The sequence below is a fragment of the Oceanisphaera sp. W20_SRM_FM3 genome (assembly GCF_052119705.1).
Taxonomy (GTDB): domain Bacteria; phylum Pseudomonadota; class Gammaproteobacteria; order Enterobacterales; family Aeromonadaceae; genus Oceanimonas.
Window position 1 is genome coordinate 98,930 of sequence record NZ_JBGQOP010000005.1, and the last position, 21,829, is coordinate 120,758.

Below are 21,829 nucleotides of genomic sequence, written 5' to 3' on the forward strand. Positions count from 1 at the left end.
TCGACCTTGGGCTGAAATAGCACCTCTAGTTCTTTAACTCGACCTAATACCATGGCGATGCGGACGATAGTTTCGAAGCTGGTATTTTGACCATTCTCTAAGTTCTACCATCCTAAACAAAATAATGATCACTTTCAGATCTAGAGCCAGCGCTATTTTGCCACGGAAGAAAATCTGAACTCACGGAAGAGGTCACGTGCGACAAGGGACTAACATATTAATGGTAAGGGCTCGTCCGATGATGATCTGGTGGTTGGCTCTTAGCATTAATAGTCTTACCTCGGCTTTGGCTTTTTCGGATCTGATCACTATTTTTCCGTGTTCTTCCGTGCATTCCGTGGCAAAAATGTTCTTTAGTCTTTGTGTTACTGTCGGCAAATCTCATTGCAGGCGCTGATTAAGCGCTCGGCGAGAATTTTGCTGTGCGCCGAGAGTTTGTCTTGGGCGTGCAGCGTGAGCTCTAAATCCGGTACTGGGGGCAGGCCGTCTTGCTCGGTTAAGATGCGATGTTCAGCCGTGACTAAGCGGCGCGGTAGTAATGAAATACCAAAGCCGGCTTCTACCGCGCAACAGACGCCCGACAAACTGGTGCTTACATAAGCCAGTCGCCAGCTGCGGCCGAGGCGGTCGAAGGTGTGGGCCATTTCGCTGCGATATAAGCCGCCGATAGGAAAAGTCACCAGCGGGATCGGCTGGTTGTTGAGATTGTTGCTGTGCAGACTATCAATCCAGCACAAGGGCTCGGGCCAACTCACTAAACCGGGCACGCTGCCTTGGCGCTGTTTAACAAGAGCCAAATCCATATCGCCACGCTGAAATTCTCGCCAAATATCGCTACATAAGCCGCTTTTTACTTCTAGCCGAATGCCGGGATATTCATTAGAAAAGGCGGCTAGGGTGGGCATAATGGCGTGGGTGGCAAAGTCTTCGGGCACGCCTAAACGGATTTTTTGTTGCTCGGCGCTGACGCTGGTTTGCGCCACGGCTTCGTTCATCATCTGCAAAATGCGCCGCGCATAGCTAAGCACGCGCTCGCCCTCAAGGGTGGGTGTAATGTAGCGACCTTTACGGTGTAATAACTCGCAGCCAAATTGCGCTTCTAACTTGCGCACCTGTTGGCTGACGGTTGATTGGGTGAGGTGCGTGCTCTCTGCGGCGCGAGTAAAGCTGCCGGTATCGGCCACGGCAATAAAGCTGCGCAGTAAGATGGGATCTAGGGTGATGTTTAGGTTCATTAGGGCCTCGAAGTGCAGTAATGGGTGAAGCGTCATGTGTAAAGAGTGAAGGGGACTAGATAAGTGCCACACCCGCAAACCGAAGACCATTTTTGCCACGAAATCATGGGAAATTGCCGTGAAGGGTAAAGAGTAAAGAGGGCGAGATAACACAACTCAAATCGGTCTACCTATGGATTGCGGCGTCGCTGCGCTCCTCGCAAAGACCTCTTTTACTCAACATTCAGCACTAAAAATTCAACACTGTCCGGGGCTGCGTCTGTTACTTTTTCTTGGGTCTAGGCTCTTACCATTAATGATCCCTTTCAGATCTAATCTCTATTTTTCCGTGTTCTTCCGTGTTCTTCCGTGTATTCCGTGGCAAAAAATAAGTTTGGGGTAAGTATTTTGAACTTAGCGGTGATCGTCATCTTCACTCTTTACCCATCACTCTTCACTCACTAGCCAGTCAGTGGCTTAGCCACTAGTCTTCATTAAATTATTTAATTTATCAATCAAGATGGTTTGTTATACACTCGCTTGGTCAAAATTTAGATAGCTGTGCCTTTTTGGCGTGGCTTTTGTCGGCAGCAGCCGGCCCTCTCGTATTAAAGGACAGTATCATGGCCCGTAATACCTATTATGCTCCTAAGGGTGGCTTGCCACCTCAGACTCAGCTGATCCACGATCGCGCTGTGTTTACCGAAGCTTATGCCGTTATTCCTAAAGGCGTAATGAGCGACATCGTTACCAGCTTCCTGCCATTCTGGGATGCGACCCGTCTGTGGGTTATCGCGCGTCCGTTAAGCGGCTTCGCTGAGACTTTCTCTCATTACATCATGGAAGTTTCTCCAAAAGGCGGCAGTGACAAGCCTGAGTTGGACAAGGGCGCCGAAGGCGTGTTGTTCATCGTTGAAGGTGAAATGACGCTGACCTTGGAAGGCAAAGAGCACCAGATGGACTTAGGCGGTTACGCTTACCTGCCAGCTGGCACTAACTGGAGCCTGCGCAACAACAGCGACGCACCAGTACGTTTCCATTGGTTGCGTAAAGCTTACGAATTTGTTGACGGTATCGACGTACCAGAAGCATTCGTAACTAACGAAAATGACATTGCGCCTACGCCAATGCCAGACACCAACGATGCATGGGCGACTACTCGTTTCACAGATCCAACGGATCTGCGCCACGACATGCACGTAAACATTGTTACGTTCCAGCCAGGCGGCGTTATTCCATTCGACGAAACTCACGTTATGGAACACGGCCTGTATGTATTGGAAGGTAAGGCTGTTTACCACCTGAACCAAGATTGGGTTGAAGTAGAAGCCGGCGACTACATGTGGTTGCGCGCATTCTGCCCACAAGCTTGCTACGCTTCAGGCCCAACTCGCTTCCGTTATTTGCTGTACAAAGACGTTAACCGCCACATGGTGTTGAACGCGTCTCCTGCTTACCGCGGTAACCGCAAGTAAGTAGCAGCACTTAAACAGATGCTAAAAGGGCAGCCCACGGGCTGCCCTTTTTAATGCGTGTGAGGCGTGAGGAAAAAGCAAGATCTGTGTTATCAATCGTTTTTTGTAGGGGGCAATTTATTCGGTCCGGTTTAGTTTTTCGATTTTTAATACCAATCTAAGTAAAGATATGGCCTATCCCGTAATAATGTAGGTGGCAACTTGTTCGCCACGGTTTTGTATTTTAAAACAGCCAGCAAAGCTGGCCTGCCGAACAAGTTGGCAGCTACAAGGTCAAAACTAACAAAGCTTGACCAGTACAATGATCAGTTAGATTTCCAGAATGGTATAAAATCAAGATCCTGACGTGCGTCAGGAAGACGGCAAAAATAAACATCCATGCCCTGATAGCCGCCAATTTATTCGGCGGACCAGCGTAGCTGGATGTTAATTTCTAAAGCAAAAGGCCGAAGTCCTCTTCACCCCTCACCCCTCACCCCTCACCCCAACAACAACTTATGTAATTGCTGTAGTGAACTCACTTCATAGTGTGGGCGTATGCCCTCAGGTGTGGCGCGGCCGGCGCTGTTGAGCCAGCAGGTGTCTATGCCGGCGTTGAGGCCGCCTAAAATATCCGAATGCGGGTTATCGCCCACCATCAAAATTTGCTCTTTGGGCGGGTGGCCCATCAGCTCAAAGGCATGCTCAAAAATGCCGGCAGCGGGTTTGGCTATGCCTACTTGCTCGGACACCACTAGCGTATCGAAGGCTTGCTGCCAGCCAGCTTTAACTAAACGAGCCTGCTGCATGGCGCTAAAACCGTTAGTGATAATGCCGAGTTTAGCCTTGCCTTGCAGCGCCGAGATCAGCTCAGGCGCCCCCGAGAGCGGCGGCGAAACCTGGGCCATGGCCACTAAGTAATCACGGTTTAAAATCTCAGTGGCAACGCCTAAGCGCTCAGACCAAGTTTGAAAGCGAGTGTGCTGTAATTGAGCCGCACTAATGGCGCCGTTTTGATAATCCACCCACAGCGGCGCGCTTAAGGTGTGATACTGGCGATAATCTTCGGCGGTAAAATCCACACCAAAAGAAGCGAACATCAGCTTTAAGCCGGCAAAAGCATCGAAATGGAACAAAGTTTCGTCCGCATCAAATAAAATCCAAGAATAGCGCATGCTGATAGCTCCAATTTATTGGCGGTGTTATTGCCACATGTTGGTAGAAAAGAAGTTAGTGTAGGTGCTTAAACCGAGCAAATACCAGATTAAATCAATCTAAGCCGAGGTTTCTGCTGGCTGAGTCTTAATGTTAGCGACCCTTTACTTTAAAATAAGTATTTTACAGTACGAACTTTACAGTATTCGCACCTGACTGTTCACATCTAACAGTTCGCACCTGATAAGTCACAACCTCATGAGACACATTGATGGAATTTTCTAGCTGGCTGGCCTTAGTGGCCATTTGCGTGGTGGGCGCCATGAGCCCAGGCCCAAGCTTGGCGGTGGTGATGCGCAACACCATAAAAGGTGGCCGAAGCCACGGCGTGCTGACCGCCATTGGCCATGGCACGGGTGTTGGTTTATATGCACTGCTGACCGCCCTTGGTTTGGCGCTGATTATTGCCAACAATCCGCTGTTGTTTAATGTGATCCGCTACGGTGGCGCCGCCTTTTTAGCTTGGCTCGGTATTAAGGCGTTGTTGGCCAAGCCCAAGGGCATTGCAGCAGCCGAGACCCATCACATTGCCGGTCGCCAAGGTGCCTTCGAGGGTTTTATGGTGGCGTTTTTAAATCCACAGTTGGCGATTTTTTTCGTGGCGCTGTTTAGCCAGTTTGTACATACAGATACAGATTGGCAGCAAAGCTTGGTGATGATGGTGACCGCCGGTGGCATAGATGGCGCTTGGTATGTGCTGGTGGCCTTGGTGTTATCCCGCGGTCCGGTACTGGCGTGGCTGAATGCCAAGTCGGTGTGGTTAGATAGGCTTAGCGGTGTGGTGCTGTTAGGGTTGGCATTAAAGGTGGTGCTTTGATAGCTAGAGGCTGAAAGCGGGAAGAAAAGCGCGCTAAACATGGCGTTAAAACAGCTTATTTTTTGTGCTGATCGGTAGCTCAATGGTGGTAGACCAGTTGTGCGCTAGATCAAGTTTTGTTAGGATAAACAGGCAAATTAATACGATTTGTGTGATTTAACCGACATAACTCAAGTAATGTCATAAGAAATAACTTAAGCGTAACAAAACAGCTTAAGAGTAATGAAAGTGCTTAAACAGAACCTATAACAACTAAACAAGAAGCCCATTTTAGGGCCACTCGTTTCTCATCATTATGATTATCCGACTTATGGTTATCAGATAGGACCTAGCTGTTGAACCCTACTCCTTTTCTTACGCTGGCAGAGAGATGGCACGACTTAGCGTCGTTGTCACAACTCGGCGTGGATGGCGTAGGCTTAGTCAGCACGGTAATGATGTTAGAAGTGATCAGTGAATGGTTATTATCCTGGACCGGTTTGTCTGGCGATGTGTTTGAATATCAAGCTCAGCTTAGCGACTTACTGCCCGTAGAAACCATCAAATCTATTATTCTTACTAGCTTGCTGGTCTTTGTGCCCTTGTTGCTGCGGTGGTTATTGCTGCTGCTGTACCTGCTGTTGCAATCACTGTACTGGCCGCGCCTAACGCAAGTTAAGGCGATTTTTGACTCTCCTCTCCCGCAATACTGTGTACTGCGCACCGCTCACGGTTGCCGCGCTCCCCCTTTGGCCCATTCTGGGTTCTAACACTCTTTAGGCTCAAATAAGTACTGTTGCTGATGCTTGCTACTGATTTTTCAGCTAGTTAACGCAGTAAAGCCTTATTGACGCCCGTATTCGAGTGTTTGCCCCATGCTGGGTTCCGTGTGGTGCTGTTGGTTCGCTTTTATTAGGCTTTTGCCCCGCGAATTTTTCACGCTCAACCGCACGGTTACCCCTGATGGTCTTGTCGCTTAGCGGCAAGGTAATTCCTTAAGGAATAGGGGAAGGGTTCCTTGTTTATACAACACCTATCTATACAAAATCTGCTTAGTCGAAACCTGCTTAGTCGAAACCTAAGTGGTCTGAGTCCGGTATTTCGCCATCTAAAAACCGCGCTCTTGGCCGGTGCTAGCGCCTTGCTGTTGGCCGGTTGCCAAGGCGGCATACTTGATCCTAAGGGCCAAGTTGGCGTCGATGAAAAGAACCTGATCGTTATCGCCACGCTCTTGATGTTGATTGTGGTGGTGCCGGTTATTTTTATGACGCTGTTTTTCGCGTGGAAATATCGCGAAGGCCGCACTCAGGAAATCTATGCACCTAAGTGGTCGCACTCCACCAAAATCGAGTTAGTGGTGTGGATTATTCCCATCATTATTGTGGTTATTTTGGGCGTCATTACTTGGCGTTCAACTCACGATCTGGATCCATATAAGCCCTTGGCTCATGAGAAAGATCACATAGTGGTAGAAGTGGTGTCACTGAACTGGAAGTGGTTATTTATCTATCCAGAGCAGGGCGTGGCCTCCATCAATGAGTTGACGTTTCCGACCGATGTACCGGTGGAATTTAAGATAACCTCCGACACCACCATGAACTCCTTTTTCATTCCGCAACTGGGTGGCCAAATTTATTCGATGGCCGGTATGGAAACCCAACTGCACCTAATTGCCAATGAAGCAGGCACCTACGATGGCTACTCTGCTAACTACAGCGGCGAAGGCTTTACTGGCATGCAATTTAAAGCCATAGCCACCCCCGATGAGGCCGGTTTTGATGCTTGGGTTAATAAGCTCAAACAGTCATCCGACACCTTAAGCCCTGCCACTTATGAGCAGTTGGCTAAGCCGAGTGAAAATAATCCGGTGCAATATTTCGCACATGTGAGCTCGGGTATGTTCCACCACATCTTGCATCAGTTTATGCCCGATATGCCCGGCAATATGCACGACAGCGAAACAGCCGTTGCCGACGAGCATAGCGCGCATGCCTCGCACGATATGAGCGATGAGATGACCATGGAGACTGAAAAATAATGTCCTTACTAGGAAAACTCACATTAGACGCCGTGCCGTATCATGAGCCTATTATCATGGTCACGCTGGGCGTGGTGGCAATCGCCGCCTTGGTGATTGCCTTTTTAATCACCAAATATAAGAAATGGACTGTGTTATGGCGCGACTGGATCACCTCGGTGGACCATAAGCGTTTAGGTATTATGTATATCATTTTGGCGTTCGTGATGTTGGTGCGCGGCTTTGCCGATGCCCTTATGATGCGGGCCCAATTAGCGCTATCGACCAACGGTGCCGATGGCTACTTGCCGCCTGAGCATTACGACCAAATCTTCACCGCCCACGGTGTCATTATGATCATCTTTATGGCCATGCCATTTATGATTGGTTTGATGAACATAGTGGTGCCCTTGCAGATTGGTGCGCGCGATGTGGCCTTTCCGTTTCTGAATAACCTCAGCTTTTGGCTGGCGGTGTCGGGCGCGGTACTGGTCAACATTTCACTGGGCTTGGGCGAATTCGCCAAAACAGGTTGGGTGGCATATCCGCCGCTCTCCGAGATGGACTTTAGTCCGGGTGTGGGGGTGGATTATTACCTCTGGGCCTTGCAGATTTCTGGTATCGGCACCTTGCTGACCGGTGTCAACTTCTTGGTCACTGTATTCAAGATGCGCACCCCTGGCATGAAGCTGATGCAAATGCCGATTTTCACTTGGACCTGTACTTGGGCCAATATTCTGATAGTAGCGTCCTTCCCTATCTTGACCGCCGTGCTGGGTATGTTGACCCTAGACCGTTATTTAGACTTCCACTTCTTCACCAATGAAGGCGGTGGTAATGCCATGATGTACATCAACCTGTTCTGGGCTTGGGGTCATCCCGAGGTGTATATCTTAGTGCTGCCCGCATTCGGTATTTTCTCAGAAATCATCTCTACCTTTACCGGTAAGCGCTTATTTGGTTACACCTCCATGGTTTATGCCAGTGGTGCCATTTCGATCTTGGGCTTCGTGGTCTGGCTGCATCACTTCTTTACCATGGGCTCCAGCGCCAACGTGAACGCCTTCTTTGGCGTGATGACCATGATTATTGCGGTGCCCACTGGCGTTAAGTTATTCAACTGGTTGTTCACCATTTACCGTGGCCGCCTGCGTTTAACCGTGCCTGTGTTGTGGACCTTAGGCTTTATGACCACCTTCACTATCGGTGGTATGACCGGCGTATTGCTGGCCTTGCCCGGTGCCGACTTTGTGCTGCATAACAGTCTGTTTTTGATAGCTCACTTTCATAACACCATTATTGGTGGTGCCGTGTTTGGTTACCTGGCCGGTTTTGCGTTCTGGTTCCCGAAAGCCATGGGTTTCCACCTGGATGAAAAGCTGGGCAAGATTTCCTTCTGGTGCTGGCAGATTGGTTTCTATGTGGCCTTTATGCCGCTGTACGTGCTCGGCTTTTTGGGCATGACGCGTCGTTTGAACCATACCGACAATCCTGCTTGGAACTTCTGGCTGTATCTGGCCGCCGTGGGTGCGGTGTTTATTCTGGTGGGCATAGCCGTGCAGTTCTATCAGCTGTACAAAGCCTTCCGTGATCGCGAGCTGAACCCTGATGTTACGGGCGATCCTTGGAATGGTCATACGCTGGAATGGTCTACCTCTTCACCGCCGCAGTTCTATAACTTTGCCGAGCTGCCAATGGTAGAAGACATAGACGCCTTCACCGACATGAAAGAAAAGGGCACCGCCTATCAGGCACAAGCTCAGTATCAACCCATCCATATGCCAAAAAACACCAGTACTGGTGTGCTGATTGCCGCAGCAATAACCGCCGCGGGCTTTGGCGCTATTTGGCACATTTGGTGGTTGGTGATTGCGAGTTTGATCGCCAGTTTCGTGATTTTCTTGTGCCGCGCTTATGACAATGACACCGACTATTACGTACAGCCTGCAGAGGTTGAGCGTATCGAGTCGGCGCATATACGCAGCCAAATTAAGGAGGCCTGATGCAAGCCGTAGCGATTGATCTAAACCAAGTGCAGCAATATGAGCACTCACATGAACACCATGAGCACGAGCATCACGACACCAGCAGCAATACGCTGTTTGGGTTTTGGCTCTATTTAATGACCGACTGTTTGTTGTTTGCCTCCGTGTTTGCCACCTACGCGGTGTTGTATATGAACACGGCTGGCGGCCCGTCTGGTAAAGACTTGTTCGACTTAAACTTTGTGCTGGTGGAAACCGGCGTGCTGCTGGTCAGCAGTATTACTTATGGCTTTGCCATGTTGGCCGGTCATCAGCATAAGCGCGGCTTAACGCTGTTGTGGTTATTGGTGACCTTCGCACTGGGCGCCACCTTTATCGCCATGGAGGTGTATGAGTTTCAGCACCTGTTTGCTGAAGGTGCTGGCCCACAACGTAGCGCCTTTTTGACCTCTTTCTTCACCTTAGTCGGCATGCACGGTTTACACGTAACCGCCGGTTTGGTGTGGATGCTGGTGCTGATGATAGAGCTGGTGGTTAAAGGCACGCAGCCCCGTACCCTGACGCGTTTAAGCTGCCTGAGCATGTTCTGGCACTTCCTCGATGTGGTGTGGATTTGTGTGTTTACCGTGGTCTATTTATTGGGAGCGATGGCATGAGCAATCACATGAGCAGTCACGATACAGCAGCCGATCACGGCAGTGTGTCTTCATATCTCAAAGGCTTTGTGCTGTCGATTCTGTTAACCGCCATTCCGTTTTGGGCGGTGATGACCGGGCAGATGAGCAAAGGCCAAACGCTGTTGGTGGTGGTGGGTTTGGCGATAGTACAAATCTTTGTTCACCTTAAGTACTTCTTGCACCTGAGCTTTAAGCCCAACAGCCGCGCCAATACGGTGGCGTTCGTGTTCTCCGCCTTGATTATCATCATGGTGGTGGGTTTGTCGGTGTGGATCATCATTAGCTCTAACGAAATGATGATGTAAAACTAATAGAGGCCGCGTGGCGGCCTCTACTTATTGAATAATCACTTGCTGACCTTTGCTATGCCAAGTGAATTAAATAACGGCTCGCTTTGAGCGCTGAATATACGAGGCACCACAGCTGCCTCCCTCGACACGCCGCTTAATGGGACACTCGTCTTTTCTGCCTGCTGCGAATATTCACTGGATGTTCGGTCAGGCATAAACGACTCGTCACGGCGAGCTAGCTCGCCCCATTGAGGCTCGGACATGCTATCTGACCGCCAAGGATGGCGGAAATGTCGAAATGGCAGGAGCATTTTTCGAGCCTGGCATTTCATGGTCGTTGGAGCCAGTCTCTGTTGCCTCTTGCTGAGCTCGGAATTAGCTGTAAGTAGCATCAGCAGTCAACTCATGATCACAGGGGCGGATAAAGAGGGCTGATCCTCCGACCATCACATAACAGGGATGTTATGTGCTGAGCGTTACAAGGATGTACTTGAAGCGTGTCTGAGGATCAGACTCTTGGTCCGACGTTTATGAAGCAATCAAACGCTGTTTTTAAGAAGTTGGTGTTTTCTGTTTTAGACACTGAGGCAGCGGGTGAATACATAACGGGATAGCTATCCCGAGGGGATTTTATGATCCGACCTTATTTAAAGGTAACCAAACCCGGCATCATCATGGGTAACCTGATATCCGTTGCGGGAGGCTTTTTTATGGCCGCCCGTGGCCAGATTGACTGGTCCTTGATGTGGGCAACCGTGCTCGGTTTATCGCTGGTGGTGGCGTCTGGCTGCGCCATTAATAACTGTATAGATCGCGATATAGACGCGCGCATGCAGCGCACGCGTAGTCGAGTCACGGTAACCGGCGAATTGTCGGGCCGCGCCGCTTTTATCTACGGCCTGGTGTTAGGCGTCATCGGTTTTGCCATCTTGGCGATATTCACTAACGCGGTGGCGCTAAGCTTTGGCGTGCTGGGTTATGTGGTGTATGTGGGCCTATACAGCTTATATATGAAGCGCAAATCTGTGTACGGCACGCTGGTTGGCAGTTTGTCGGGTGCCGTGCCACCGGTAGTGGGTTATTGCGCCGTAACTGGCCAGTTTGATGCGGGTGCCGCCATCTTGCTGCTGATGTTTAGCTTGTGGCAGATGCCCCATTCTTACGCTATCGCCATTTTTCGCTATAACGACTACGCGGCGGCCAATATTCCGGTGCTGCCGGTGGCCGAGAGCATTGCTAAGGCCAAGCGCCAAATCGTGCTGTATATAGCGGTGTTTTGTTTGGTGACTACCTTATTGCCCTTGAGTGGCTATACCGGATTGACCTTTATGGCGGTATCTTGCGCCACCAGTTTATGGTGGTTGGTGATGGCCTTTAACGGCTTTTACCGCGGCGCAGAAGAAAAGGGCTGGGCGCGCCGCGTGTTTGTGTTGTCCATTATCACCATCACCGCCATTAGCGTGACCATGGCCTTAGACTTTAAGGCCGTGCCCGAGGCTTTGCTTGTTTTAAATAGCTGAACGGCTAAAGAGTTAAATAGCTAAATAGCGGTTTAGCTATGTAGTTCAGTTTTTTCATGTTTCTCCCTTTTAGCCAAAGTCGTTCATCCAGCGGCTTTGGCTTTTTTTATGCGGCTAGCTCACAGTGAAACCTTAGGTTAGCGCATAGAGTGCAGACCTATCATATTGCCTTCACTATCCTCGGCCAGCGCGATAAAACCGTAGGGGCCAATCGCAAACTTTTCGCGCATCACTTGGCCTCCGTTGGCCAATACTCGCCCTGCCTGCTTGGCACAGTCATCACAGCTAAAATACACCAAAGTACCGCCACCGCCCGGCGATACGCCGTCCATTTTTACCAGCGCACCGCTGGCGCCACTGGCATCATCTTCGCCCGGAAACATCCACATTTCTGGCCAGTCACCTTCCATTTTTTCTGCTGGTTCCAGCGTGACCTGCAACACGGCTTCGTAGAAGGTGCGCGCCCGCGCCATGTCGGCCACATAAATTTCAAACCACACTACTGCATTCGTTTTCATGATGTTTACTCCTTTGCCGTGGTATTTAATGCGACTAGTGCTAACTATAGTCGGGCAAAAGTGTTGGCCAACAAAAAACGCCGCAGCGGTTAAGCTGCGGCGTTTTAGTTAGTGCCCTGTTCCAGGGTCAACAGGCCTAGGCAAAAGTTTAAGCGTGCTTATTAAGCAGTAGATTGCTCCATTAGGGTAGCTTGGCATCACCTGCGGGATCGTCGGTTTCACTGTGACGCTCTTTATGCGGCACTATGCCTTGCTCATACGCCATAATGTGCGCCACTTTCGGCCCAGTCCATAACACAGGTAACAAGAGTAACGACACCGGAGCGGCGGTAATCACAATAAAGGATTGCAGGGCGTTAATGCCCCCTTCGCCCATGCGCAGTAACACGGCGGCGACTAAGCCCATGGTCAGTGCCCAAAAAATACGGTCACGGGTGCGCGGTGTGTGGCTACCACTAATGGCCATGGCAATGGCGTAGGCCATAGAGTCACCGGTCGTGGCCACAAACACCACTGTGAGCACTAAGAAGGCGGGCACCATAAACTCGGCAAACGGCAATTGTTGGGTAATGCCCAATAAGGCGGCCGGTAAACCACCGGCGTTTAGCGGCTCAGAAATCAAACCCGGTACTGATTCTTCATAGAAGATGCCGGCGCCACCTAAGGCGGCAAACCAGAAGTTAGTCACTAAGGGTGCCATAATCGCCACCGCCACCACCAATTCACGCAAAGTACGGCCACGAGAAATACGGGCAATAAACAGTGCCATCATAGGGCCGTAACCAATAAACCAACCCCAGAAGAACAGCGTCCACCAACCCATCCATTCGTTATCGTGGCGAGTGAGGGCCATTGGCATAAAGTCTTTTAAATAAAGACCCATGGCATTGAGGAAAGAGTCGATAATAAAACCGCCCGGACCAAACAGTAATATGATACCAAGCAACACGATCGCCAATACCACGTTGGCGCTGGATAACCACTGAATGCCTTTTTCAATGCCGGTAGAGGCGGAAATGGTATAGATCAAGACCAAGCCGCCCAAAATAGCTAGCTGCAAGGTATAGTTATTTTCCCAACCCAGCAGCGCTTCAAAACTAAAGCCCAGCTGGGTGGCCAAGAAGCCAATCGGACCTATGGTACCCGCGGCCACCGCAATAATAGACACCACATCGGCTACCGTACCCAACCAGTGGGTTTCTATTTTTTTACCAAAAATAGGATACAGCAAGGTGCGCGGGCGCATCGCCAAGCCTCGGTCGTAGTGCGCATGCACCACCACTAATGCGGACAGCGTGCCCAGTGCGGCCCAAGCCAAAAAGCCCCAGTGCATAAAGCTTTGCGCAAGTCCGGCAGAAATGGCAGAAATGCCCGCTGGCGCCTCTTCAAATACCGGCGGGGTACTTAAATAGTGATACATAGGCTCGGCTGCGGACCAAAACACACCGCCGCCGGCCAGTAAGGTACACATAATGACGGCCAGCCAGCGAAAGGTGGAACTATCAGGGCTCACATGACCACCTAGTCGGATGTCGCCATAGCGCGTAAAGCCCAGCACCAGCGCAATCACTAAGTTGGCGAGCATCCAGACTTGCCAGAGCGGGCCAAACACATCGATCACCCAAGAAAAACTGACGTTTATCCATTGGGTCATTTGTTCTAGGTCAATTAGGGCGAGTATTACGAAGAGCAGGAGGAAGCCGCCGCTAAGGCTGGCCACGAGACGTTTGTCATTCGTTCGGGGTGCTGAAGGTTTCATCGGTTCACTTTATTCAATGCATGAACGCACCAAGTGTACATAAATAGCACTAAAATGTGAAGTTAAAGGGTTTTTTAGCCGTAAATAGCGCCGGTTAGCTAAAAGTTGGCGAGAAGCGCGCCAGTGGCTTCTGCTAAGATGGGCGTCTTATGCTCATGTGGTTAAGGTTGTAAACGTTATGCTTCGCCCTCGAATAGCGCCCCATCAATTAGTGCACCAAGGCCAGCCCTTGGATGACAATGAGCTGGGCATTATGTGTTGGAACACGCAAAAGCTGACTTTGAGCCCGGAGTTTCAATTGTGTTTAAGCGAGCTGCTGAGACAATTTCCGACCAGTTTGTTGCTGTTACAAGAAGCCAAGCTGGCGCTGAGTCAGCGTCTGCAATTAGACGGCTGGTCTTATGCTGTGTCGCCTAACATTCAAACCCAGTCGCACTTATTTGGTGTGCTCACCGCCGGCCAATGTGCCTTTGACGATATAACTACTGTGCTCAGTAAAGGCCGTGAGCTGACCTTTGCTACCCACAAGAGCCAAGTGATTACCCTGCACCCCTTGCGTGGCGGCGAGACCTTATTGGTGGCCAATATTCACGCCATTAACTTTGTGCGTCACGGCCAGTTTCATCATGAAATTGCTGTCTTGCGCCAAGTGTTGCTGCAACATAAAGGGCCATTAATAGTGGCAGGGGATTTTAACGTGTGGAGCCGTTCTCGCCGCCTGTATTTGGCGCAGTTTTGCCGCGCCATGGGTTTAAAAAAAGCCGGTATGGAAGACTCGCAATTCATTAAAATGTATCGCAAGCAGCCACTCGACTTTATTTTTTACCGCGACTTAACGCTGCGCTCGGCCATTGCCATCAACACGCCCACCGTTTCTGATCACAACCCGATTTACGCGCAGTTTACGCGTTGACGGCTGAGCTGAAAGCTTGAAGCTGAGAGCTGGAAGTAAGTACCCAGCTCAGCAGATTAGTGTTTAACTTCTAGCTTCTAGCTTCTAGCTTCTAGCTTCTAGCTTCTAGCTTCCGGCTGCATCTCCGCCACCTGCTTGGCCAGTTTTACTAATTCCTCGCTATTAGCTAAACCATCGATAAAGCGCTGCGGTATACCCGATAAGCCCACTTGTGCACCTACTAAGGCGCCGGTGAGCATGGCGCGGGCCATATTGTGGCCGCCGCCATTAATGGCGTGTAATACCGCCGACTCAAAATCATCGCTAAAACGCGCCGCCAAGTAATAGGCGGCCGGCACTAGCTGATAAATAGAGCAGGCCATGCCATAAGCTTCTGACACCCGCCAAGCGGGCTCGATGCGTGTCTCTGAGCTCGCTGCTAAATTAGCCATGAAAGCGGGCGTAAGCAGGGCATCGGCACAACTTAAGTTAGTGTCTGACAAATCGTCTAGGTCGAGCTCTTGGTCAGCATTGGTAGTAGGCGATAAACAAAAGGGCAGCTCACCTTGATCCACTTGTGCCAGTAATTTATCGCTAAGGTCGGCATCTAACGCCTGACCTTCAATCAGTAAGCCGAGCACCCCGTTAAACGCCAAGGTGTGGGCTAATACCATCTCATCATCTTGGGTTAGTCGGGTGTTAGCGTAGACGGCTGCGCTTAATAATTTAGGCCGGCCTGCATAGCAGGCGGCAATTCCTAAGCTGCGTTCTAGTGCTTCTGTGTTGTCCGCAGGGCCTGCACATTTTTCCCAAGGTAGTTGCAGTTGCACCCGCTTATGCCAAGCCTCGCGTATTGACTGGCTGGTATAACCGCCAGGGCCTTGCTTGGCGCTATTATCAAGCTGGCTAAAATCAAGCTGCGTAAACAAGTCTTGCTCTAAGCGTTGGCAAAAATCAGCTTGTTTGTAACCTTGCTGAGCAATCAGTGACGCTAGGGTTAAACGTAAGATAATCCCAGACTGAGACGGTTCACCGGCCGTTAAACCTTCGTGATAATGGCCGGGCTTAGGCGCGGTGTAACCCTCAATCCAGTCGCCATACTCGCGGCGCAGCTCGGCTAGGTCGTAATACCAATGGGGGCCAACGCCCAAGGCATCGCCAATAAAGGCGCCGATAATGGCACCCATAGCGCGGTCGGCTCGCTGTGCATCAGATTGAGGTATAAGTTGAGACATAAATTGTTCCTGAGCTGAGAGGTAAGGAATATCGGTTAATTGTACTGGCCGCCAGCTAACTCAACAGCCAGATGTCACATTATTGCCTACTCACTGGGATATATTTTTAGCCAATAACAGCGCTAGTGATCTCAGATATTTTATATGGTAAAAACAATGATATGGTGGAAATACAGAGATTTCATGTTACAAACTAGCTAAATCAGGATAATAGTACTAGGTGCGTTAAGTCACTGAAGTGATTATTAAAGAACAGTGACAAAAAGTAGCTAAGTATTAATGATGGTATCTCAAGGCGCGTCTTATTTATTCGAAATCCTAGCCTTCGATTATTCGCGCCTTCTCTCACTGGGGTTCAAAGGACATTTATTTTTGATTATCCATTTTGTGGAACATTCTGCCCTCTTGCTAGCACTGTGCTGGCTGCTAACGCTGAATTCTCGTCGCTCGGAAAACTATAATCGCAGGGCTAAGCTGACCAGCGGTATCTTATTAGGGCTTACCTCTGTGGTAGGCATGCTAATGGCTGTTGAGTTGGAAAGTGGCTGGGTATTTGATGGGCGCAGTGTGATCTTAAGCGTGGCCGCCTTTGCCGGCGGGCCTTTAGTGGGCACAGTGGCGGGGCTGTTGGCCGCGGCCTATCGGATCTGGCTAGGCGGCGCCGGTGTGAACGGCGGGCTTATGGTCATCATATTGTCGGTGCTATTTGGCTTGGGCTACCGCTTTCTTTACCAGCGTGGCAAAGTCGGTAATGGGCTGGTGACGCTGTTTTGCTTTGGATTTTTATTGCATGCCTTAGTCTTGCTGCACTTTATCTTTTTACCCGTGGCTAACAGTGGCGATATCGCCTTGCAGATGGGCGTGCCCATGTTAGTGGTGCTGCCGCTGGCGACGGTATGTTTGGCGTGGATGTTGGAAGATATTAAGCGGCGCAGCCAAGACGAGCGGGAGTTGCGCATTGCCGCCACCGCCTTTGAAATGCATCAAGGCTTGCTGGTAACCGATGAACACAGTCGAATTCTCAGGGTCAATCAGACCTTTAGTGACATCACCGGCTATCAGCCTGATGAAGTGCTGGGCAAGCAAGCTAGCGTATTAAGATCCGATTTCCATGGCGCCGATTTTTATCAAGCTATGTGGCGCCAGTTATTGGCTAACGGTCGCTGGCAGGGCGAAGTGGTGAGTCGGCGTAAGAATGGCGACACCTATCCGGAATGGCTGTCCATAAGTACGGTGCGCAATTATAAAGGCGAAATCAGCCATTATGTGTCTGCCATGGAGGACATGACGGAGCGCAAGGCTGCCGAGGCACAGATCCGCGGCTTGGCGTTTTTTGATCCCCTTACCGAGCTGCCTAATCGCAGTTTATTGCTGGAGCGCATGCAACATGCGATGGATGCCGCCAGCGAAAGTGGCCGCTATGGCGCCTTATTGTTTCTTGATTTGGACAGTTTTAAGAGCGTGAACGATCTACATGGCCGAGGGACGGGTGATAACCTGCTGTGCCAAGTAGCGGAGCGCCTCAACAAGGCAATGTATGCCAGCGATACGGCGGCGCGCTTAGGAGCAGACCAATTTGTGATCCTGCTAGAAAACCTCAGCAGCACTCGTCAACATGCGGCGGGTCGCGCCGAGCAGTATGCAATGCGACTCAAACAAAAGCTGCGCAAACCCTATTTTATCGAACAGTTGGAGTTGCACAGAAGCGTAAGCATCGGCATCACCTTATTTAACGATGCCAGTGAGGTGGTAGATAAATTGCTGCAAGATGCGGAGCTGGCCATGCATCAAGCCAAGGTGTCGCTGAGGCAGGGGGTGCGCTTTTTTGACCCGGCGATGCAAGAAGCGGTGAACACGCGCTTGCTATTAGAAGAAGATATTCAGCGCGGCTTGCAGGCTCAAGAATTTATCCCCTATTTCCAGCCGCAGTTAGATGATGCGGGCCGAGTGACGGGCGCCGAAACGCTGGCGCGCTGGCAGCATCCCACCCGTGGCTTGCTGGCGCCCGCAGGCTTTATTGAAGTGGCTGAACAGGCTGGAATGGTCGAGCTCATTGACCTACAGATGTTGCGCCAAGCCTGTTTACAACTGGCGATATGGCAGTCAATACCGAGTACGGCGACACTGGAGCTGGCGGTTAACCTCAGTGCGCGGCTGTTATATCAGCCCAACTTTGTGACGACCTTATTGGGGTATTTGAGCGAGTCTGGTGCGGATCCCCATCGCTTAAAGCTGGAGTTAACAGAAACCATGCTGCTCGACGACGTATCGACGGCCATAGCGCGTATGCAACAGCTTAGAGGCCATGGTATTCGCTTCTCCATCGATGACTTTGGCACCGGTTATTCGTCTTTGGCCTATCTGCAGCGGCTACCCATAAACCAGCTAAAAATCGATCAATCCTTTGTGCGGGAGCTAAGCGAAAGCGGCGGTAGCAGCAAGGCCATTATCAAGGCTATTTGTGCGCTCGCCGATAGTTTACAGCTTGAGGTCATTGCCGAAGGCGTAGAAACCAATCAGCAACGCCTGCAGTTACTCGCGCTAAATTGTAAGCACTTTCAGGGTTACTTATTCGGTAGGCCCATGCCCTTAGCAGAATTTGAACGTTGGCTGGAAGAGACTTTAACTGCTAGCCAGGCCAACTAATGATTACGCCTTGGCTTGATTATCTGTGGGCGTGGCATTTTTAGCGGCAATCCACTGCGACATGTATTTAGTGCTCATCATGCTGTGATGACGCAACATACTGCCGGTAAAATTCGCTAATCTGTGCTCGTCTAATTGATTGGCAAGCGCCGTAATACGACTGATCAACTGCTCGCCGAGTTGCTCTCCATCATAGCGCTGCTTTAATAGCGCCGTGCCTGCTTGTTGGGCTTGCTGCCAGCGCGCTTTATCTTGATACAAACTCACGGCTGCATCGGCAATCGCTTGTGCGCTTTCTGCATCATGGTTCCCAGATATTACTGTGCCCGGCCAGGGCTGCTCGCCGTGCATGCCCTCGCTGCCAATGGCGGTGGTCACGCTGGGGGTTTGCATCATCATGGCATCCAGCAGTTTGCCCTTAATACCGGCGCCAAAGCGCAGTGGCGCTAAGCAAATGCGCGCCTGCTCCATCACCACAAAGGCATCATCTGCCCAGCCTTTAATAAAGAAACCGGTTTTAGGATTATGCAAGGCGGTGGCCTTAGGCGGCGGATAAGAGCCATAAATATGCAACTCGGTCTCGGGCAACTGCTGGCGGATCAGCGGCCAAATGTGTTGTAAATACAGCACCGCATCCCAATTTGGGGCGTGGCGAAAATTGCCGATAGTCATAAAATGCTGGCGCTGTTCAAAGCCCAAGGTTTGCGCGGGTAATTGGGCTAAATCCACCATAAAGGGCAGATGCTGCAGCAAGCTGGCATCAACCTTAAAGGTGTCTTGCAGCAGCTGCATTTCAAAGTCTGAGATGATCAGCGACAGATCACAGCGCAAAATGGCGGCAATTTCACGCTTGGCAATATCACTCAATAAATCGGCGCGGGTCAGGGCTCGGTTGGCTTTATGGGCCTGATGGCGCGCTTGGCGCAAAGATTGTAAGTCTTCGGTATCGAGCACACGTAGCGCATTGGGGCAGTGCTTTTCTACTCGCCAGCCAAATTGCTCTTCCATCATAAAGCGATCGAACATGACGACATCTGGCGCGTACTGGGCGATATAAGAGTCAAAGCTATCGCAATTTAGCACTATGCTTTGGCTGCTAATGCCCTCGGCGGCGAGATCTATCATATGCTCGGTGCGCTGTGCGGGCGTAGCAAACTCCACCTGCCAGCCTTGGCGCTTATAAAGGCGCAAGATCGACAACATATGGCTGCCCGCCGCCGACGAGTTAGGCTCGGGCCATACATAGCCAATTACCAATACTTTTTTCATGAAAAGCCTGCTTTATTTTTTGTTAAGAGTGAAGGGCAAAGGGTAAAGAGGACGAGATAACGGCAAGACTACAGAAAATGCATTGTATCCAAAGACAGATGCTTACTTCTTCACCCTTCACCCTTCACCCTTCACGCGCTCGGCTCTGCCATAACTGTCTGCAAAGCGCACTATGTCGTCTTCCCCTAAATAAGCACCGGACTGCACTTCTATTAGTTCTAACGGCAGCTGGCCGGGATTTTCTAGCGCGTGCAGCTGACCCACGGGAATATACACCGACTGATTTTCATAGACCAAGTGCACCTTATCACCTTGAGTAACGCGGGCGGTGCCGCTGACTACTATCCAGTGCTCGGCCCTGTGATGATGTAATTGCAGCGATAAACGTGCTCCCGGATCAACGGTAATGCGTTTGACTTGATAGCGCTCGCCCTTGTCTATGGCATCAAACTTACCCCAAGGGCGATGACATTCACGGTGCACAATATGTTCGGTTCGGCCATCTGCCGCCAGCCGTGCCACCAGTTTTTTAACCTCTTGCTCCCGGTCTTTATGGGCCACCAATACCGCATCTTTAGTTTCTATAATCACCAAATCCGTCACACCCAGTGCCGCCACCAATCTGTGCTCGGCCATAATTAAGCTATTACTTACGTCTTCGATTAATACATCACCGCGCAAGGTATTGCCTTTATTTTCACAGGCGTTGTTTTCATAGACGTTGTTGCCATTGGCTTGATTATTCGGCTCAAGTTGCTGGGCGAGCGCCGACCAAGATCCTACATCGCTCCAACCGGCTGCCAACGGCACCATGGCGGAGTTTGTGCTGTGCTCCATTACGGCGTAATCGACGGAAATACTGGGGCTAGCGGCAAAGGCGGCGGCATCTAAGCGAATAAAGTCTAAGTCGCGCTCACTCTTGCTTAGCGCCGTCTGGCACGCGGCCAATATTTTGGGCTGCAAGTGTGCCAGCTCGCTCAGGTAGCGGCTGGCCCGCATCATAAACATGCCGCTATTCCAGTAATAATTGCCCGAGGCCAAATACACTTCGGCGGTGGCTTGGTCGGGCTTTTCGACAAATTCATCCACCACAAAACCCTCGGTATTGGCAATGGCCGTACCTCGGCGCAAATAACCATAACCGGTTTCGGCATGGGTGGGCGTTATGCCAAAGGTCACCAATTTGCCTGCTTGCGCCAAGGGTAAGGCGGCCGCTATCGCCGCCTGAAAAGCCGGTACATCGCTAATGGCATGATCTGCGGGCAGCGCCAAGATAATGGGGTCGGCTGCTTCATGAAGCGCGCTAATCTGCTGAGTATATAAGGCTGCCACCGCCAAGGCGGGCGCGGTATTGCGGCCCTTTGGCTCTAACATAATCTGTGCTTTATCGAGCCCTTGGGGGGAGCGCTTTGCTAATTGGCGCAGTTGTTCGGCGGCTAAAAATCTGTGCTCTTCATGGCAAATCAACAGCGGTGTGTGTATGCCCAACCCCACTTCTAAGCCTATTAGGCGGGTAAGTGTGGTTTGCAGCAGGGAAAGTTGGCTGTCGAGCAGCGCTAAAAACTGCTTTGGATGCTGCTGGCGAGAAAGAGGCCACAGCCGAGTGCCGTGACCACCCGCCATGATAATCGGAAATAACATACATACTCTTTTACTGATAAATAGAGATAGCCATCCGCATAAGAGCAGAGCATGCCCGCCAGTTTATGCCGCATGATATAGCGAGATGAGCGTGGAGCTGTAGCAGATAAGCTTATCCAGGCGCATGTTTTACTCAAGGCAAAAGCGACATTAGCACACAGACTTAAGCTCAGCAGCACAATGACAGCTGATGTTTAAGCCTAGGGCTGCAAAAATATGGCGGTAGGCGTATTAGGGCGAGGAGGGCTGCGCATCATTTTGGAGTAAGCGGGAGACAGGCTTAGCGACTCGGTTGCTCGGTATTTGAAATAAAAATTCGAGGTTTTCGTATTCTCAGCATAACTAACTGTAACCACTTTGGTGTGAAGACTTAGTGCAAAAGTACTAATTTTAGTGTGTATGTAGTGGAAGTGACCATTCATATCTCCTTTTTATGCTATTTTTGGTATGAAAAATAACCATTTGTAGGTTAATAAAGTTAACTTTAGACATTATTTTCATGTTTTTTAAAGAAAGTTATTCAGCACAATCCACTTACCTGATTTATTGGTCAGGTTTTTTGTGCTGCTTGGTCGCTTTTGAGACCCTTTAAGCTCTGTGGAGCCGCCTAATGTCGCAAAATATGATTACGTTTACAGTTTGTATACAAACAAATAAATTATTGTACCCATTAAAAACGAAGAGTAAGCTTTATTTCGTTC

At 50.4% G+C, this 21,829-nt stretch carries 17 protein-coding genes; 10 read left to right on the forward strand and 7 right to left on the reverse strand.

What is annotated here, in order from left to right; all coding sequences use genetic code 11:
- Positions 1-365 precede the first annotated feature (365 nt).
- Positions 366-1,235 (reverse strand): LysR substrate-binding domain-containing protein, encoded by an 870-nt coding sequence (locus ACEN2G_RS04545; RefSeq protein ID WP_442020281.1) that lies wholly within the window; start codon positions 1,233-1,235, stop codon positions 366-368.
- A gap of 602 nt (positions 1,236-1,837) precedes the next feature.
- Between ACEN2G_RS04545 and ACEN2G_RS04550 the strand changes: the two genes are divergently transcribed.
- A complete protein-coding gene (locus ACEN2G_RS04550; protein ID WP_442020282.1) occupies positions 1,838-2,689 on the forward strand; it encodes a bifunctional allantoicase/(S)-ureidoglycine aminohydrolase in 852 nt (283 codons plus the stop codon).
- Positions 2,690-3,168: 479 nt separating this feature from the next.
- On the opposite strand, the gene yjjG is transcribed toward ACEN2G_RS04550, so the two are convergent.
- Positions 3,169-3,843 (reverse strand): pyrimidine 5'-nucleotidase, encoded by a 675-nt coding sequence (gene yjjG / locus ACEN2G_RS04555; RefSeq protein ID WP_442020283.1) that lies wholly within the window; start codon positions 3,841-3,843, stop codon positions 3,169-3,171.
- Between the two features lie 251 nt (positions 3,844-4,094).
- On the opposite strand from yjjG, the gene ACEN2G_RS04560 reads away from it, so the two are divergent.
- The 7 genes from ACEN2G_RS04560 (at position 4,095) to cyoE (ending at position 11,168) form a co-directional block, all read left to right on the forward strand.
- Positions 4,095-4,700: a LysE family translocator gene (locus tag ACEN2G_RS04560; protein WP_442020284.1), complete on the forward strand. Its 606-nt coding sequence runs from the start codon at positions 4,095-4,097 to the stop codon at positions 4,698-4,700.
- Positions 4,701-5,035: 335 nt separating this feature from the next.
- Complete coding sequence (locus ACEN2G_RS04565; protein ID WP_442020285.1) at positions 5,036-5,449, forward strand: hypothetical protein; 414 nt, start codon at positions 5,036-5,038, stop codon at positions 5,447-5,449.
- Between the two features lie 248 nt (positions 5,450-5,697).
- Positions 5,698-6,717 carry a ubiquinol oxidase subunit II gene (gene cyoA, locus ACEN2G_RS04570; RefSeq protein WP_442020286.1) on the forward strand — a complete coding sequence of 340 codons (1,020 nt, stop codon included), beginning with the start codon at positions 5,698-5,700 and terminating at the stop codon, positions 6,715-6,717.
- On the forward strand, positions 6,717-8,699 hold the full coding sequence (gene cyoB / locus ACEN2G_RS04575) for a cytochrome o ubiquinol oxidase subunit I (RefSeq protein WP_442020287.1): 1,983 nt from the start codon (positions 6,717-6,719) through the stop codon (positions 8,697-8,699). The genes cyoA and cyoB overlap by 1 nt, the downstream gene beginning before the upstream one ends.
- Complete coding sequence (cyoC, locus tag ACEN2G_RS04580) at positions 8,699-9,337, forward strand: cytochrome o ubiquinol oxidase subunit III (protein WP_442020288.1); 639 nt, start codon at positions 8,699-8,701, stop codon at positions 9,335-9,337. Before cyoB ends, cyoC begins: the two co-directional genes overlap by 1 nt.
- The gene (gene cyoD / locus ACEN2G_RS04585) at positions 9,334-9,663 is read left to right on the forward strand and encodes a cytochrome o ubiquinol oxidase subunit IV (RefSeq protein WP_442020289.1); all 330 of its coding nucleotides are present in this window, start codon (positions 9,334-9,336) and stop codon (positions 9,661-9,663) included. The genes cyoC and cyoD overlap by 4 nt, the downstream gene beginning before the upstream one ends.
- 617 nt (positions 9,664-10,280) lie before the next feature.
- Positions 10,281-11,168, forward strand: a complete 888-nt coding sequence (cyoE, locus tag ACEN2G_RS04590; RefSeq protein ID WP_442020290.1) for a heme o synthase — start codon at positions 10,281-10,283, stop codon at positions 11,166-11,168.
- Between the two features lie 137 nt (positions 11,169-11,305).
- Here the strand turns inward: cyoE and ACEN2G_RS04595 are convergent, their stop codons facing one another.
- Complete coding sequence (locus ACEN2G_RS04595) at positions 11,306-11,686, reverse strand: VOC family protein (protein ID WP_442020291.1); 381 nt, start codon at positions 11,684-11,686, stop codon at positions 11,306-11,308.
- Between the two features lie 181 nt (positions 11,687-11,867).
- Positions 11,868-13,445, reverse strand: a complete 1,578-nt coding sequence (locus ACEN2G_RS04600; protein ID WP_442020292.1) for a BCCT family transporter — start codon at positions 13,443-13,445, stop codon at positions 11,868-11,870.
- Between the two features lie 178 nt (positions 13,446-13,623).
- On the opposite strand from ACEN2G_RS04600, the gene ACEN2G_RS04605 reads away from it, so the two are divergent.
- Positions 13,624-14,358, forward strand: coding sequence for an endonuclease/exonuclease/phosphatase family protein (locus tag ACEN2G_RS04605; protein WP_442020293.1), 735 nt, complete (start codon positions 13,624-13,626; stop codon positions 14,356-14,358).
- Positions 14,359-14,456: 98 nt separating this feature from the next.
- Here the strand turns inward: ACEN2G_RS04605 and ACEN2G_RS04610 are convergent, their stop codons facing one another.
- Positions 14,457-15,572, reverse strand: a complete 1,116-nt coding sequence (locus ACEN2G_RS04610; RefSeq protein ID WP_442020294.1) for an ADP-ribosylglycohydrolase family protein — start codon at positions 15,570-15,572, stop codon at positions 14,457-14,459.
- A gap of 372 nt (positions 15,573-15,944) precedes the next feature.
- On the opposite strand from ACEN2G_RS04610, the gene ACEN2G_RS04615 reads away from it, so the two are divergent.
- Complete coding sequence (locus ACEN2G_RS04615; protein WP_442020295.1) at positions 15,945-18,218, forward strand: putative bifunctional diguanylate cyclase/phosphodiesterase; 2,274 nt, start codon at positions 15,945-15,947, stop codon at positions 18,216-18,218.
- A 3-nt stretch (positions 18,219-18,221) separates the two neighbouring features.
- Here the strand turns inward: ACEN2G_RS04615 and ACEN2G_RS04620 are convergent, their stop codons facing one another.
- Positions 18,222-19,487, reverse strand: coding sequence for a glycosyltransferase (locus ACEN2G_RS04620; RefSeq protein ID WP_442020296.1), 1,266 nt, complete (start codon positions 19,485-19,487; stop codon positions 18,222-18,224).
- A gap of 117 nt (positions 19,488-19,604) precedes the next feature.
- Positions 19,605-21,128 (reverse strand): mannose-1-phosphate guanylyltransferase/mannose-6-phosphate isomerase, encoded by a 1,524-nt coding sequence (locus ACEN2G_RS04625; RefSeq protein ID WP_442020297.1) that lies wholly within the window; start codon positions 21,126-21,128, stop codon positions 19,605-19,607.
- Positions 21,129-21,829: the final 701 nt, after the last annotated feature.

Bases quoted from the DNA above. Each gene is read 5' to 3' on its own strand.
- cyoD (WP_442020289.1), top strand. From the start codon at position 9,334: ATGAGCAATCACATGAGCAGTCACGATACAGCAGCCGATCACGGCAGT.
- cyoE (WP_442020290.1), top strand. From the start codon at position 10,281: ATGATCCGACCTTATTTAAAGGTAACCAAACCCGGCATCATCATGGGT.
- cyoB (WP_442020287.1), top strand. From the start codon at position 6,717: ATGTCCTTACTAGGAAAACTCACATTAGACGCCGTGCCGTATCATGAG.
- ACEN2G_RS04625 (WP_442020297.1), bottom strand. From the start codon at position 21,128: ATGTTATTTCCGATTATCATGGCGGGTGGTCACGGCACTCGGCTGTGG.
- ACEN2G_RS04600 (WP_442020292.1), bottom strand. From the start codon at position 13,445: ATGAAACCTTCAGCACCCCGAACGAATGACAAACGTCTCGTGGCCAGC.
- yjjG (WP_442020283.1), bottom strand. From the start codon at position 3,843: ATGCGCTATTCTTGGATTTTATTTGATGCGGACGAAACTTTGTTCCAT.
- ACEN2G_RS04595 (WP_442020291.1), bottom strand. From the start codon at position 11,686: ATGAAAACGAATGCAGTAGTGTGGTTTGAAATTTATGTGGCCGACATG.
- ACEN2G_RS04605 (WP_442020293.1), top strand. From the start codon at position 13,624: ATGCTTCGCCCTCGAATAGCGCCCCATCAATTAGTGCACCAAGGCCAG.
- ACEN2G_RS04550 (WP_442020282.1), top strand. From the start codon at position 1,838: ATGGCCCGTAATACCTATTATGCTCCTAAGGGTGGCTTGCCACCTCAG.
- ACEN2G_RS04610 (WP_442020294.1), bottom strand. From the start codon at position 15,572: ATGTCTCAACTTATACCTCAATCTGATGCACAGCGAGCCGACCGCGCT.
- cyoC (WP_442020288.1), top strand. From the start codon at position 8,699: ATGCAAGCCGTAGCGATTGATCTAAACCAAGTGCAGCAATATGAGCAC.
- ACEN2G_RS04560 (WP_442020284.1), top strand. From the start codon at position 4,095: ATGGAATTTTCTAGCTGGCTGGCCTTAGTGGCCATTTGCGTGGTGGGC.
- ACEN2G_RS04545 (WP_442020281.1), bottom strand. From the start codon at position 1,235: ATGAACCTAAACATCACCCTAGATCCCATCTTACTGCGCAGCTTTATT.
- ACEN2G_RS04620 (WP_442020296.1), bottom strand. From the start codon at position 19,487: ATGAAAAAAGTATTGGTAATTGGCTATGTATGGCCCGAGCCTAACTCG.